The sequence below is a fragment of the Paenibacillus sp. PL2-23 genome, from assembly GCF_040834005.1.
Taxonomy (GTDB): Bacteria; Bacillota; Bacilli; order Paenibacillales; family Paenibacillaceae; genus Pristimantibacillus.
This window is the reverse complement of sequence record NZ_CP162129.1, coordinates 4,809,958-4,825,651: the sequence shown is the minus strand read 5'-3', so window position 1 is coordinate 4,825,651 and position 15,694 is coordinate 4,809,958. Positions and strand designations below refer to the sequence as shown.

The window sequence follows — 15,694 nt, the reverse complement described above, 5'->3', positions numbered from 1 at the left end:
GGGGGATTAGGAGCATGCGGAAACGAAATAATAAAAGGTTCTGTGGATGGCTTGCGATTGCCATATTCGTCGGCACGATCGCGCCGGGCGCAGAGCTTGCCACAGTGCGGGCAGCTATGGTGACGGGACTGGATGAAGTAGTCAAGCAGGGAGGCTTCGAGCTGCCTACCCATGGCTTATTCGACCTTCCTACCGATGTGGCGGTCGACGCCGAGGGCAATCGATATGTCGCGGATCAATACAACCATCGCATTCAGAAGTTTGACGAGGAAGGCCGCTTCCTGCTCAAGTGGGGCACGTACGGCAGCGGCAACGGGCAGTTTGATGAGCCGGCAGAGGTGGAAGTGGATGCTGAGGGCAATGTATACGTGCTGGACGAGCTCAATAACCGGGTCCAGAAGTTTAGCGCGGATGGCGCGTATATAGGGCAGTGGGGAAGCCAGGGAACGGCGGACAATCAATTCAATGAGCCTGTCGGGCTTGCGGTGGATGCGAGCCGCAACGTATACGTATCGGATATGAATGGCAGCATTAAAAAGTTTAATGCATCAGGCGAGCTCCTTCTGAAATGGGGACAATACGGCTCCGCTGACGATGGCCAAATGTTAAATCCGGACGGAATCGCGGTGGATGCGGAGGGCAACGTGTATGTAGCGGATCGTTATCTGCATCGCGTCATCAAGTTCAGTGCGGGAGGCGAATTTCTGACGTCTTGGGGCACGCAAGGCAGCGAGGACGGACAGCTGTTCAATCCAATGGGCATTGCGGTTGACGCCAGCGCCAATGTCTATGTCTCGGACAGCTATAACCACCGTATTCAGAAGTTCGATGACGAGGGAGGCTTCTTGGCCCAATGGGGCTCGGAAGGAAGCGAGACGGGACAATTCCGTTTCTCCTGGGGATTAACCGTTGATGCTGAAGGGAATGTACACATTGCGGACGGGCAAAATTCGCGTGTTCAAACCTTCGGTCCGGATGGCGCGTTCCAAGCCGCGTTCGGGCAGTACGGAGGCCTGAGCCCAATGTGGGGAGAGGGCGTTGTGGATGATGAGGGGAAGCTGTATATTCTTGAAGCCGGCCGCCACATGCTTCTGCAGTTCAATGCCTCCGGCAGCTTCATGAACGGTTCAGGAGGGGCGGGGAGCAGCCCTGGCCAGTTCCTGTATCCGACGGATGTCGCCGTTGATGGTGAAGGCAATAGGTATGTCGCTGACAGCGGAAATTATCGAATTCAGAAGCTCGATGCGAACGGCGAGCTCATTGCCTACTGGGGCACGCAGGGTGAGGGAGAAGGACAGTTCGGCCAAATGGGCGATATCGGTCTGGATGCCGAAGGCAGTCTCTACGTTCTGGACTTTGACCGCATTCAGAAGTTTAACGCTGACGGCGAGTTCCTTCTGCAATGGCCGTTAGAAGCTGCCACACCCAGTGGAGATAATGAGGAACAAGAAGAGAATGAGAATGAGGAGGAGCAGGAGCAGGAAGAAGTGGTAGAAGAGGAAGAGGAAGAGGAATGGGAGTGGGAAGATGATTGGGGGTTTGAGCTTAGAAGCCCGGCAAGAATGGCTGTAAGCAGCGACGGCCATGTGTTTGTATTGTACGAATGGACGGGTCTAATCGCAGCTTATGATGTCAGCGGAGAGATCGTGTCGGAATGGTCTACGGCAATAGCGGGAGAGGAGTGGCATTGGACTCCGTTTGCGCCGAGATACAACATTGAGGCTGACGGAGAGGGCTCTGTTTATTTGCTGGATCCGCTCCGCAGCAGCATTCGGCAGTATAGCTCGGACGGCGAGCTGTTTGCGACCTGGGGAGATAACGAGGGGGAAATTGCTTTTCCGCAGTCCTTTGTTGTAGCGCCTGACGGAAGGTTTTACGTGACGGAAAGGCAAGAGCAGGATAACACAAGCCGGATTCGAGTGTACGAGCGCTTCGAGAGAGCGGAGCCAGAGGTTGGTTATGTGCCTCCTGCGCCTCCGACAGCTCCAGCGAACGGGCTTGGACGGCTTACACTGCCAGCGGGAGAAGCTGGCGAGGTTGCTCTAGGGCATGAAGCATCCGTCCAAATACCGAAGGGCGCGGCCAATCGGTCGATGACGATTACCATCGAGAAAGCAGTCAAAGCGGAGGAGCTGCTCCAGGGGCACACGCTGCTTAGCGGCGCTGTATATGAGCTGCTCAAGGACATGACAGACAATTTCCTCCATCCGGTCACCGTCAGCTTCAGCTTTAATCCCGACAAGCTGAAGGACGGACAGCGGGTCGGCGTGTTCTACTATGACGAGCTGGCGAAGGAATGGGTAGAAGTGACAGGCGCGACGATTCAGGGGGACCGGGTTTCCGCGCAGGTGGATCATTTTACGAAATTTGCTGTACTGGCCGTTGATGATATGCAATCCCCTGCCATGACGTTCAGCGATACGGATGGCCACTGGGCCCAGGAGCTGATCCAGAAGGCCGTTGCTCTTGGGATCGCCTCCGGCTACGGAGATGGCACCTTCCGTCCAGAGCGTACCGTGACGAGAGCGGAATTTACGGTTATGCTGGCGAACGCGCTGCAGCTGCCGAAGACGGAAGAGGATCCAGGCTTTGCCGATGGGCTGACAATCGCCGACTGGGCAAGGGAGGCTGTAGCCTCTGCTGCGGCTGCCGACTATGTGAATGGCTACGAGGACGGCACCTTCCGTCCGAACGAGCCGATCTCCCGGGCGGCCATGGCTGTCGTCATCGCAGCCGCGCTGGGGCTGGGAGGACAGTCTGCCCTGACGACAAGCTTTGCAGACGATGCGGCTATTCCGGCGTGGGCGAAGAGTGCGGCGGAGTCGCTGAAGGAACGCGGCATGATGCAGGGCAAGGGCTCCGGCGTATTCGCGCCTAGCGCTTCCGCCACGAGAGCGGAAGCAATGAAGCTGATTGTGCGCGTAGTAGAGAAGCTAGACAACTAGACTGAGAACGATGAGGACAGCAAAACGAACCAATCAAACATAATAGCGGAGCGAGAGCTCGTCATCCTCCAGCCTCCTATCATAGTCAAGCATGCGGCCGTTCATATGGAACGGCCGTTTGTGTCAGGGAAAGTCGATAACATATGGATTTTCTGGTAAAATGTATGTTCCTATTAGGTAATTTATGTTAATCTATGGAATAGGAAAACCAGCATCATAGATTGGCAGATTGCATACATTTTTTATAAAAAATGATAAGGAGGCAATGATGAAAAACAAGCTGGCAAGTTTATTGGCATCGTCTATGCTGCTGATGCTGCTGAACCCCATCGGTTCGGCCATAATGGTCAGCGCCGCCGGCGAATCAGGCACCATTTATCCCGAGCTCGATAAGTTTAACGATGATTCAAGCTCGTACAACGGGGAAGGGGGAAGCAATTATATTGGCTATTGGGAAGGGTATGGGCAGCATGCGATGCACCTCCAGTTTCAGCTGGCTGGCACAATTGATCCTGCGCGCAAGCTGAAATCCGTGCAGCTGGTTATTCCTTTGCTGAATGGCCGGGTAGCGCGCAATCAGTCTACCATTGATCCTTATATCCACCTGTACGGCTCGGAGGACGATGACTGGACAGAAGCCTCGGGAGGGCTAAGCGATGTACCGGAAGTGAACAGGTTAACCGATCTAATCGAGACCAAGACGATAGCTTATGACGCATATGTTGCTTATTACAGCGGCGGAGGATCGAAGCCTCCATTAACCGCGAGCTTTGATGTGACGGCCTTTATCGAGGAGCAGCTCGCTGACACCTTCGCCACATTCGTGCTGGATGGCCCAACCCTTGCGGACAAAAACGAACCAGACCCCAGTGCGGCGGACTACTTTCATGTTTTTGAAATTAACGATGCCGACAGCTTTCCTGATTATACCGGCGTTCCGTACCTCCTCTATGAATACTCGCCGAATTTCCCTCCAACAGCTCTATCACTGACCTCTAACACGATAGCGGAAAATACAGCCACAGGAACAACAATCGGCACCTTCAGCGCCACCGATCCTGATGCCGGAGAAACATTTACTTATTCAATTGTGCCTGGCGGCGACGCTTCCAGCTTCTCCATTGTCGGCAACGAGCTCCTGAGCCAGGAGGTGTTCGACTACGAGACCAAGAGCAGCTACAGCCTTCAAGTGCAGGTGACCGACTCCGCGGGCCATACTTTTCAGCAAATGATAACCGTTCAAGTATCGAATGTGCCGGAGGCGCCGTCTCTCTCCGCTGTCCAGTTGAATGAAGGCGCGCCTGCTGCCAATGCCACGTCGATTATGGTGGCTGTCGCCTATTGGGACCCGGAGAACAACGTATCGCAGCTGCTCCTGTCGAACGATGGCTTGACCTGGTCGGAGCTTGTTGCGGCCCCCTCTGTGCCATGGACGCTCACGCCGGGAGATGGAACGAAGACGGTGCATGTCAAAGCGAGGGATGCCGATGGACTGGAATCCAGTGTGCGGCAAGCAACGATTGTGCTTGATACAACGAAGCCTGCAGGCGGTCTGTCCATTGACGGCGGACAGGACTATACCCGCTCGTCCCAAGTCAGTCTACTGATAGACTACGACGATGCCGAGGGGATGAGATTCTCGAATGACGGCGTAAGCTGGAGCGGCTGGATACCAGCGGCTGCTACGCATTCGTGGACGCTGTCCGAGGGAGACGGTCTCAAGACTGTCCACGTGGAGCTTCGGGACGCTGCTGGCAACATAAGCTCAGCCAGCGATGCCATTACATTGGATAGGACCGCGCCAACGGGATCATTGTCGATTAACAATGGTGTTGCATACGCCACGGGGCCGCTTGTCCATCTGCAGATTGTCTATGGGGACGCCATGGAGATGCGACTGGCGAATTCAGCCGGAGAGCTGGCAGTCGCAGCGTGGGAGCCGGCAGCCGCTATGCGGGGCTGGACACTCTCGGATGGTGACGGCGGTAAGGTAGTGCACCTGGACATCAGAGACGCTGCAGGGAATGTGTCTTCGTATTCCCACTCCATAATACTTGATACGGTGGCTCCACAGCCGGCCAGTATTACGATTCAGGGCGGTATGGAGGCTACGAGCTCCCGAAACGTTACACTCACAATTGTGCCTGCCGATGCGGCAGCCATGCGATTGTCGAACACGGGCTCCGGATGGACGGAGGATGATTGGACCGCTGTGGAGCCATCGCCCAGCTGGCAGTTGACCGAGGGAGACGGCTTGAAGACGGTGTATATGCAGCTGCGCGACTCAGCGGGCAACATCAGCAACTGGTCGGATACCATTGAGCTGGATACGGTGAGTCCAATCATTAGCGGCGTTAACCATGGGGACAAACGAAATACACCCGTTACCGTCACCTTTAATGAAGGCTCCGCAACGCTTAACGGTACGCCCTTTGCAAGCGGAGGGACGATATCGGCGGATAACAGCTATTCGCTGAACGTCATCGACTCGGCGGGCAACACGACGGCGATGTCATTCAGCATCGATGCAACGCCTCCTGTTATAAGCGGCGTAACGAATGGCTTGTTCTACGGCACAGCGGTAACGCCGGCCTACTGGGATGCCAATCCTGACTCCGTGCTGACAGCGACATTGAACGGGGAGCCATTCACCAGCGGAACCATCGTGTCGGCTGATGGACACTATTCCCTTCGGGTCATTGATGATTATGGCAATGAAGCATTAATGGCATTTACCATCGATCGGACGGCCCCCACAGGGAGCCTCACTATTCATGACGGGGCAGCAGCTTCGACAAGCCTGGACGTCATGCTGAATATCTCCTTTGCAGACGCGACGGACCTGGAGCTGCGGCTCTCGAATGACGGTGTATCATGGGGGGCATGGGAGGCGGCTGCTTCATCGCGGAGCTGGGCACTTTCCCCTGGCTATGGAGCCAAAACAGTATATATGGAGCTTAAGGACCAAGCCGGCAATGTGAATGCGGCAGCCATTAGCGACTCCATTCTCTATCGCTCCATTCCAACTGCATCAAATAGCAGCGTGACGGGCATGGAGGACCAACTCATTGATTTCGAGACGGCCGATTTCATCTATGCCAATGCCGATGGCATTCCGGTAGATGCCATTACCATTCTGTCGCTTCCGTCAAATGGAAATCTGCAGCTGGATGGCGCAATGGTAGCAGCCGGCGACAAGCTTGTGCCTGCCGATCTGGCTAAGCTGCAATTTGTGCCGGCTGCGCATTGGTTCGGAACCACATCCTTCGAATGGACGGCAGCCGCCGACGGGCTGGCAGCCGCCTCCTCAGCCGATATGGACCTTACCGTGTCTTCGGTGAATGATGTGCCGTCTGCCGAAGAGCTGCAGTTCACGACTTATAGCGGGCAGCCTGTTGACGGCCAGCTTCAGGCGGTCGACGTGGAGTCCGATGCTCTAACGTATGCGACTGTGGATTCCCCCTCAAAAGGAACGATAACGCTCGATACGGCAACAGGGCAGTTCCGTTACACACCGGAGCCGGGCCACTATTCCAGCGTGACGTTTACGTATAAGGCGAATGATGGGACGGATGATTCTCCACCCGCTGTGGTGACTATTGTGAATCATGCGCCGATTGTTATCATTGCTCCGCCTCCGCCAAAGCCTGTCGTAACCCTTGAAGGCTTATCCGGGGTTCCGGGCGTCGATGCCACAAGCGAGCTTCGTGACGGGCGTGAGGTCATTGTTATTACGCTGGATGGTGATCGTCTGTCTGACGTGATTGGGAAATCTACGGATGAGGTCATTGTGATAGAGCTTGGCGACAAGATAGACAGCGCGGAGCTTGGCGTTGATGAGAGGCTGCTGGAGCTGCTGGATGAAGGAGCCAAGACGCTTATCGTTCATATGGGCAGTGTAAGGCTCGGTTTATCCTCCCACGCAATCGACGAGCTGCTGAGCGGCTGGAGCGCAGGAGACTCCAAGCTCGTGCTGGAGATCAAGAGGGCGGATGAGGCGACGGCTGGCAAGCTGGACCGCATAGCGAAGGATAAGGAGTTTGCTTTGCTTGGAAATCCAATGGTTTACCAGCTATACAGGCAGAGCGCCGAGGGCAGAACGAAGCTAAATAGTGTGAAGGGTTATTTGACGGTGACGTATGGAGACGAGGCGCTGAAGGGACAGAGGCCGACAACAGCTGTTCTGCTGCTGCCGAATGACCAGGTTGTTCATGTGCCGACAAGGATGGAATACCGGGACGGCCAGCTTCAGATGAGGGTGCACAGCTTTGCGGGAGGCGTGTTTATGTTGATCGCTTATGAGACCTCCTTCCAGGATGTGGCTGGCTGGGGTAAGCCATTCATCGATGAGCTGGCTTCACGCCTTGTCGTCCAAGGAACGGGCGGGGGCAAGTTCACACCTGAACGAAGCGTAACCCGGGCGGAATTTGCGTCGATTCTGACAGGAGCGCTTGGGCTGTATAACGTGGATCGCGCAGGCACGTTCCGCGATATAGAAGGCGATGCCTGGTACTCCGATTCCGTAGCGGCCGCTCAGGCATTTGGATTAATTAACGGGTATGAGGATCACACCTTCCGCCCTGACGAGCAAATCACGCGTGAGGAAGCGATGGTCATTCTAGCCCGCGCGTTCCGGTTAATGGAGCTGCAGCCTGCCTATACGGAGGAGGAGCAGGCAGCTGCACTGGCAGCGTTCAAGGACCAAGGCGATCTGCAGGACTGGTCGGCCAAGGCTGCTTCATTCACGATACTGCTAGGCATTGTGAACGGCAACGGCAGCGAGCTGCTGCCGGGCGCGCCAATGACGAGAGAGCAGCTGGCCTCCGTAGTCGTCAAGCTTTTGCAGGCTGGCCAGTTTATGAATTAATTTCTGTTCTAAAGGAAGGGGATTGCGGGGATGGATCAATATGTAGGAGAAATTCGTATGTTCGCAGGCAACTTTGCTCCGGAGGGCTGGGTGCTGTGCAATGGTGCCCTGCTTCCAATTTCGCAGTATGAGGAGTTGTTTTCGCTGCTTGGCAACATTTATGGCGGAGATGGCTTGTCCACATTCGCTGTGCCGAATCTGACTGGTCGTCTACCCATAGGCCAAGGCGTTGCGCCAACGTCCGGCACACATTTTCCATTGGGCGCGATGGCGGGGACGGAGAAGGTAGAGCTTACGCAGAACCAGCTTCCTCAGCACACGCACACGGCTCATGCTCATTCTCTTGCGGGTACCGCTGCAGGGCCTGCAGGCGCTTATTGGGCGGGCGATGCCACGCAAAATACGTATTCCACTAGCCCGGCGGCAGGCAATATGAATCCACAAGCCTTATCAGGTGCAGGCGGCGGCCAGCCGCATGACAACATGATGCCATATTTGGCGCTTAACTTTATTATTGCGACCACAGGCATTTATCCTCAGTCCAATTAGGAGGTGCTTCAGAAGATGGAATCCTATATCGGAGAAATAAAGCTGTTTGGCTTCGCCTTCACACCAAAAAATTGGCTGCCGTGCCAAGGGCAGCTGCTGGCTATCAGTCAGAATCAGGCGTTGTTCTCCTTGCTGGGAACAACGTATGGCGGAGACGGAAGAACGACCTTCGCATTGCCTGACTTGAGGGGGCGGGCACCGGTGCATGCCGGCAAAGGAATCGAATGGGGCCAAAGGGGAGGGGAGGAGACGCATGCGCTGACTATGAACGAAATACCGAGTCACACACATACTGTATCGGCCAGCGATGTGGCTTCCACTCAGTATACTCCCTTCAACAATGTTTGGAGCAGGGCAGGCAATGGCACACCTGTCTTCTCACCTGAAGCGAACACGACATTGCGAGCCGACGCGATCGGTATTGCAGGCGGAAGCCAGCTGCACAGCAATATGCAGCCATATTTGGCCATGAACTATTGCATCTGCGTGGTGGGGCTTTTCCCGACGCATAATTAGGAGAAAGTGAGGCTGAACAATGGAAGCGTTTGTGGGCGAGATTCGAATGGTTTCCGGAAATTTTGCACCGAAGGGCTGGGCCAAGTGCGATGGCCAGCTGATCGCTATTGCGCAGAATACGGCTTTGTTTTCCTTATTAGGCACAACGTATGGCGGAGATGGCAGAACAACCTTCGCTCTTCCGGATTTGAGGGGAAGGGCGCCCATGCAGCAGGGTCAGGGAGCTGGACTTAGCCACCACGCATTAGGCGAAGCAGGGGGTGCTCCGAATGTGACGCTGCAGCCTGCGGAGATGCCGGCGCATACCCATGTGCCCCAATATGCAACCTCTGGCAGCAGCGGCTCCCCGGAAAATGCCGTCTGGGCTGGCATCGTGCAAGGTCGCGGCGCGTATCCCGTCTATGGGACGGCACCCGATGCGGCGATGAATCCGGGAGCGTTATCTCCGACGGGCGGCAGTCAGCCGCATAATAATATGCAGCCGTATCTGGGCGTCAATTATATCATCGCCTTGCAAGGCATCTATCCTCAAAGACCATAACTTATGCATGGACGGGACGGCATTCGATAACATCGGATGCCGTCCTTGCTATTGGACTCCAATCTGTCGTGGTATAATTGGTAGATGATGATGACGATGAAGGAGCGATTCCGTAATGAATTCAATATGGGAACTAATCATTCCAATGTTAGTTATAGCATGCTGCTGCGCGTTTATGGCCTCACGGCGCGGTCGCAGCCCCCTGCTGTGGTTCGGCCTGGGTCTGTGCCTAAGTGTTATCGCGCTTGCGATCATCGGAGGCACGCCGTACCGCGATGGCTCGCGCCGAGACTACTTCGGCGCCAAGAAGGGTCCAGGTCCGGCCTCCGGGTCCTCCGGCGACAACCTGGACAAGTCGTAAACGCGTGCCGCCAGCCCGGGCGGCAGGCTGAGGCTGGCGCTGCCGCTGCCGCCTGGGCTGGCGTCGAGGCCGGCCCGAGGGCGGTGAAGGAGCCGGCGCCGGGCCGGCCCCTGCGCCGTCGAAGGACCAGCGCCGACTTCGGCGCCAATAGACGTTCCTGGCACGTCTAAATGCCCAAACTCAGCTCCATCCGCAGGAATAGACGTTCCTGGCACGTCTAAATGCCCAAACTCAGCTCCATCCGCAGGAATAGACGTTCCTGGCACATCTAAATGCACAAACTCAGCTCCATTCGCAGAATAGACGTTCCTGGCACGTCTAAATGCCCAAACTCAGCTTCATCCGCAGAAATAGACGTTCCTGGCACGTCTAAATGCACAAACCCGGCTCCGTCCGCAGAAGTAGACGTTTCTGGCACGTCTAAATGCACAAACTCAGCTCCATCCGCAGGAATAGACGTTCCTGGCACGTCTAAATGCTCAAACCCTGCTCCGTCCGCAACAAATTTCGCAATTGCAGCAAAGTCACTCGATAACGACACCAGTAATCGCTGCTGCTTTGGAGTAGCATTAACATCGTGTATCAACGACACGCGGAGTCGTTAATGTGCCAGTTGAGGCCTGTTGGCGCGCGATAGCGACATGAGAGATCGTTGTTGCGACGGGTGTCTGAACGACTTCACCGGAAGGAGCAACTGCGATTATGATTGTGATTCCAGATTCATTTTTAGATAGAATGCAAGAACTCCACGGTGAGCAAGGTGTCGCCTGGGCTGGTGCGCTGCCAGAGTTAATGTCCGACTTTGCAAGAAGATTCGATTTTTACCCGGAAGCGCCATATCCACGATTAACTTATAACTTTGTCCTCCGAGGAAAGCGCGGCGATGGTAGTCCCGCTGTCTTTAAATCGTCCTTCATGAAGGACGAGCTTTCAAGAGAGATTAGTGTGCTTCGCGCTTTTGAGGGTCGTGGAGCGATTAAGGTGCTTGATGCAGATGAAAAATGTGGCGCAGTCCTGCTGGAGGGGGCTGACCCAGGTCTGCCGTTATCTACAATAGAGGATGACGTGTTTGCCACCCAAATCTTTTGCCAAGTATTTCGCCGCCTTCATCATTCAACACCTTCCAATAGTCAGTATCCGTCCATGAAGCAGCACTTTGGAGCAATTGAGCGATACCGCGAGCGATTCAGCGACGTACACATTACCGGTCCCCTGCCGGAAAGCTGGGTGGAAAATGCCGAGGAATGCCTGGCTTATCTCATCGCGACGACAAAAGAATCTACTCTGCTGCATGGTGATCTGCATCATGAAAACATACTTCGCCATGGCGATGAGCAATGGGTTGTTATTGATCCGAAAGGTCTAGTTGGCGATATCCACTTCGATGTTATTCAGTTTCTATTGAACTATGAGGATCGTGGCGGTGATAGCGAGCAGGTGTTGCGGAATCGAATGGCGATAATAGCAGATCGGCTAGAACTTGACCCACTCCGAATTGCAATGTGGGGCGTAGCTCGTGGTGTGCTTGAAGCCTGCTGGACTATAGAAGACGTAGGGAATGATTGGCATAGAGGCATCCATATGACGGAGCGCTTTGCCAAGCTTCTGGATTAGGAATTATCCTGCGACAACCTCACAAATTCACCTGAAGCAGGCCGCCCCAGCGGCCTGCTTTTTATGGTTGAACGGTCTGACTGGTGAGCGGAATACGCCTCCTTGTCCCGAATTCTGTGAAAAGGTTAATCCTTTTCTCGATTTGACCGTGTTATAATTTTGCCAGAGCTCGGATGACGAAAGACCGGTAACATTCCAATTAACGGGAGGTAGTCATGGACAGAGGATACAAGCGAAGCGGCAGGCGCTTCATCATCGCGATTTGGGCGATGCTCCTGCTTAGCATCATGCCGTTATCGGCATTGGCCGCGCAAGGCGAGGCGGCGGTGGCGACAGACGTCACGATTAAGCTTGATGGCGAGGCCTTGAAGCTGGCCGACCCCATTAGAAAGCTTGATGGCAGGCTGTTCCTGCCTGCGGCTAGAGTCGCCGAGTTGTTCGGCGCGAAGATAACCTGGAACGCCGCAACGCAAGAAGCGACGCTACATACGAAGCTAGGAGATAAGGTTGTTTTTGGGGACGAGGTTCCGGTCGTATACTTTAACGAAGGCCGGTACTTGCTGACGGAGCCGCCCTTTATTGCGGAGGGGAGAATTTATATTCCGCTGAGGGATGCGGCAGAGCTGCTGCATGCGAAGGTGAAGTGGAACGACGCCGAGAATACAGCGGAGCTCACGACCGTTGAGGCGGCTGTCGTAACGGAAGGATACGGACTCGCGGATATTAGCGTGGAGACAGGCAGCAGCAGTGCGGCCTTGCTGGCTCGCAACGAGCTGGATGCCGGAGCCGAGCTCCAGGTCGGCGCGAAGGTGCGAGTCGTCATCCCGTCCGTATTGTCGAGACCGGCCAAAGCTTTTACGGAAGAGGACTATTGGCTTCTAGCCAAGATCACACAGGTTGAGGCGGGGAACGAGTCGTACGAGGGGCAGCTTGGCGTAGCGAATGTCATTCTGAATCGCATGAAGGACGCCCGATTCCCGGGCACGATCAAGGGCGTCATCTACTCCGGCAAGCAATTTCCACCCGCTCATAACGGTCTGCTGGACAAAAGCAAGCCGAACGCCAGCGTGCTGAGAGCGGCTAAGGACGCATTGAATGGTAAAAACAATGTGCAGAATGCCGTTTATTTTTTCAACCCAAAGGTGTCGAAAAGCTCCTTCTTCAAAAGTTTGGACGTTGTGGTGACGATCGGGCATCACAGCTTTGCCAAGTAAGCGGATCGTTCGAAGATAGACAGCAAGAGCCAGGCGTCGAGGCGGATCTTAGATTCTCCTTGGGCCTGGCTTTTTTGCCGGCAAACGCCCCTATATTAAAGATTGTCATAGTCGTTGTTGACTGTTACTGTAGAGATTAACGCGGGTGATGCCCTACGACAGGAGGATAACAATGAAATTTTCCGTATGTATAGACGCCTTGTACAACAAGCAGCCCTCGGCTGAAGCGATTCGTGCCCTTCATCAAGCCGGAGGGGTGGCGTTCGAGTTCTGGTCGTGGACGGACAAGGACCTGGAAGCCATTCGTCGCACGAAGGACGAGCTGGGTATGACGCTTACGACGCTTCTGGCCAAGCATAACAACCTGGTGGATCCCGCTCAGAGAGAGCAGTACCTGGCAGGAATTGTGGAGACGATTGAGGTGGCGAGAAGCCTGGGCTGCAGCCGTATTCTGACGACGACGGGCAATGAGATGAATGTGCCGAGAGAGGTGCAGCACCGCTCCGTGGTGGAAGGCTTGAAGGCGGCAGCGCCGCTTGTGGCGGAAGCCGGCATGATCTTGCTGCTTGAGCCGCTTAATATTAAGGTCAATCATCCGGGGTATTTCCTATACCGCTCGGACGAGGCCTTCTCCATCATTCGGGAAGTCAACGAGCCAGCTGTTAAGCTCCTGTTCGACATCTATCATCAGTACATTACGGAGGGCGAGGTTATTCCGGATATTCTCGAGGGGGGCGGAAGCATCGGCCATTTCCACGCTGCGGGATATCCGGGGCGCCACGAGCTTCATATCGGGGAGATGGATTATGACGCCATCTTTGCCGCGATTCGGGAGTCCGGCTATGACGGGTATGTAGGGCTCGAATATTTTCCGCAGGCAAATCCGGCCGATGGGCTTGAGCAACTGCTCAGAACCGTTTAGAATGTGAAGAGGCATAGCTTTAAAGTGACAAAGCGTTATATCTAACATTCAACAAGGAGAGAACATTCATGCCATTAGTAGACATGCCGCTTGACCGATTAAAAGAATACCAGGGCCGCAACCCGCGACCTGCCGATTTCGACGCGTATTGGGAGAGGGCGCTTGCCGAGCTTCGTGCCGTTGACGCACAGGTGGAGCTGGTGCCGAGCGCATTCCAGACTCCTCATGCTGAATGCTTCGACCTGTATTTCACAGGCGTGCGCGGTGCGCGTATTCATGCCAAATATGCAAGGCCGCGGAACTCGCAGGGCAAGCATCCTGCTGTGGTGCAATTCCATGGTTATTCCGGTAATGCGGGAGACTGGCATGAGAAGCTTGTGTATACATCCATTGGCTACTCCATCCTGGCAATGGACTGCCGCGGCCAAGGCGGCAGCTCCGAAGACGTCGGCGGAGTCAAAGGCATTACGCTTAACGGCCACATTATCCGCGGACTAAGCGATCATCCGGACAATCTGCTGTTCCGTCATATTTATCTCGACGCCGCGCAGCTCGCAGGCATCGCCATGTCACTGCCTGAGGTGGACTCGGACCGTGTCTACGCGGCTGGAGGCTCCCAGGGCGGAGCGCTGACCATCGCCTGTGCGGCGCTGGAGCCGCGCGTGAAGAAGCTTGCGCCGATCTTCCCCTTCCTGTGCGATTTCAAGCGCACGTGGGAGATGGACTTGGCGAAGGACGCTTATCAGGAGCTGCGCACCTATTTCCGCCATTTTGACCCGCTGCATGAGCGTGAGAACGATATTTTTGAGAAGCTGGGTTATATCGATCTTCAATATTTGGCGAACCGCATTCAGGGCGAAGTGCTTATGTTTGTGGGGCTGATGGATACGGTCTGCCCGCCGTCGACGCAGTTCGCGGCTTATAACAAGATGACGGCTCCGAAGGACCTGGTCATCTATCCAGACTTTGGCCATGAGCACCTGCCGGGCTCGATCGATAAGACGCTGCAATTTTTCTTGCGTGACTGATGAAATGGATCAAATATTCAGAAGAGCTGCTTCCCAAGCAGCTCTTCTGTTATTTGGTCAGCGGCCGCTGCCGTTGACAGTCCGCGAAGGGACGCCTCGGCAAAGATTCGCTCCAGGCTGCCGTAGATTCGTTCCGTATCGGACTTCGCTTTAGCGGCATCCGCGCCTTCCAGCTCTGCGGCGGTCACGATGATGCCTCCAGCGTTAATCGCGTAGTCCGGCGCGTAGAGAATGCCCCGCCCGTGAATTCGCTCGCCATCCTCAGGTGTTGCCAGCTGGTTGTTCGCGGCACCCGCGACAATGGCGCAGTCCAGCGCCGCGATTGCTCCCTCGTGCAGCACGCCGCCGAGCGCGCAAGGCGCGAATACGTCGCAGGGGACAGCGGCAATAGCCTCAGGCGAGCTGGCCAATGCCCCGAATGAGGCGGCAGCGAGTCTGACTCGTGCGGCGTCGATATCGGCAACGATCAGCTTGGCGTCTGCCTCTTGCAAGTAACGGCACAGCTTGAAGCCAACCTTGCCGAGTCCCTGCACGGCAATCACCTTGTTGCGCAGCGATTCCGATCCATAAGCCCGCTTGAGCGAGGCGCGAATGCCGAGAAATACTCCATATGCGGTCATCGTGGCCGTCAGTTCATTGTCCGCTCCCAGCGAGCCTGTCGTATCCGTCACATAGGCTGTTTCCTCCCGCACCCCATCCATATCCTGCACGGTCGAGCCCAGATCCAGACCCGTTATATACAAGCCGTTCAGCTTATGCAGCTGCTTGCCCAGCGAACGAAACCAGGCTTCCCGGTTCACTGCCGTTCCCGGCCGTCCAACAATGACTGCCTTGCCTCCACCATATGGAATGCCAGCCAGCGCTGATTTGTACGTCATGCCCCTTGCCAGGCGCAAAGCATCCAGGACCGCTTCTTCTTCATTCCCATAATCCATCATCCGACAGCCTCCCAGCGCGGGGCCCAGCTTCGTATGATGAACCGCAATGATCGCTTTGAAGCCTATGGAACGATCCTGCAGGAAGATGAGCTGCTCATAATCTTGTGTCCAAATATTCATGCCGTCGCCTCCCTTGCCCTTATCTTATTCATGGGAGATGGTCTTGGTATGGACGACTCTGTTCATTTCAATTGACAAT

11 protein-coding genes are annotated in these 15,694 nt (G+C 55.3%); 10 read left to right on the top strand and 1 reads right to left on the bottom strand.

Going from position 1 to position 15,694, the window contains the following annotated elements:
• Positions 1-14 precede the first annotated feature (14 nt).
• From AB1S56_RS21385 to AB1S56_RS21340, 10 genes are all read left to right on the top strand, one after another.
• The gene (locus tag AB1S56_RS21385; RefSeq protein WP_340870430.1) at positions 15-2,945 is read left to right on the top strand and encodes an S-layer homology domain-containing protein; all 2,931 of its coding nucleotides are present in this window, start codon (positions 15-17) and stop codon (positions 2,943-2,945) included.
• 265 nt (positions 2,946-3,210) lie between these two features.
• The gene (locus tag AB1S56_RS21380; protein WP_340870431.1) at positions 3,211-7,812 is read left to right on the top strand and encodes an S-layer homology domain-containing protein; all 4,602 of its coding nucleotides are present in this window, start codon (positions 3,211-3,213) and stop codon (positions 7,810-7,812) included.
• A 30-nt stretch (positions 7,813-7,842) separates the two neighbouring features.
• Positions 7,843-8,361 (top strand): tail fiber protein, encoded by a 519-nt coding sequence (locus AB1S56_RS21375; RefSeq protein WP_340870432.1) that lies wholly within the window; start codon positions 7,843-7,845, stop codon positions 8,359-8,361.
• Positions 8,362-8,376: 15 nt separating this feature from the next.
• A complete protein-coding gene (locus AB1S56_RS21370; protein ID WP_340870434.1) occupies positions 8,377-8,877 on the top strand; it encodes a tail fiber protein in 501 nt (166 codons plus the stop codon).
• 19 nt (positions 8,878-8,896) lie between these two features.
• On the top strand, positions 8,897-9,418 hold the full coding sequence (locus AB1S56_RS21365) for a tail fiber protein (RefSeq protein WP_340870436.1): 522 nt from the start codon (positions 8,897-8,899) through the stop codon (positions 9,416-9,418).
• 115 nt (positions 9,419-9,533) lie between these two features.
• Positions 9,534-9,779 carry a hypothetical protein gene (locus AB1S56_RS21360; protein WP_340870438.1) on the top strand — a complete coding sequence of 82 codons (246 nt, stop codon included), beginning with the start codon at positions 9,534-9,536 and terminating at the stop codon, positions 9,777-9,779.
• Between the two features lie 702 nt (positions 9,780-10,481).
• On the top strand, positions 10,482-11,393 hold the full coding sequence (locus tag AB1S56_RS21355) for an aminoglycoside phosphotransferase family protein (RefSeq protein ID WP_340870440.1): 912 nt from the start codon (positions 10,482-10,484) through the stop codon (positions 11,391-11,393).
• Between the two features lie 215 nt (positions 11,394-11,608).
• Positions 11,609-12,607, top strand: a complete 999-nt coding sequence (locus tag AB1S56_RS21350) for a cell wall hydrolase (protein ID WP_340870442.1) — start codon at positions 11,609-11,611, stop codon at positions 12,605-12,607.
• A gap of 172 nt (positions 12,608-12,779) precedes the next feature.
• Complete coding sequence (locus AB1S56_RS21345; RefSeq protein ID WP_340870445.1) at positions 12,780-13,529, top strand: TIM barrel protein; 750 nt, start codon at positions 12,780-12,782, stop codon at positions 13,527-13,529.
• 68 nt (positions 13,530-13,597) lie between these two features.
• The gene (locus AB1S56_RS21340; RefSeq protein ID WP_340870447.1) at positions 13,598-14,557 is read left to right on the top strand and encodes an acetylxylan esterase; all 960 of its coding nucleotides are present in this window, start codon (positions 13,598-13,600) and stop codon (positions 14,555-14,557) included.
• A 17-nt stretch (positions 14,558-14,574) separates the two neighbouring features.
• Here AB1S56_RS21340 and AB1S56_RS21335 read toward each other — a convergent pair whose 3' ends face one another.
• Complete coding sequence (locus AB1S56_RS21335) at positions 14,575-15,615, bottom strand: Glu/Leu/Phe/Val dehydrogenase dimerization domain-containing protein (RefSeq protein ID WP_340870448.1); 1,041 nt, start codon at positions 15,613-15,615, stop codon at positions 14,575-14,577.
• Positions 15,616-15,694 lie beyond the last annotated feature (79 nt).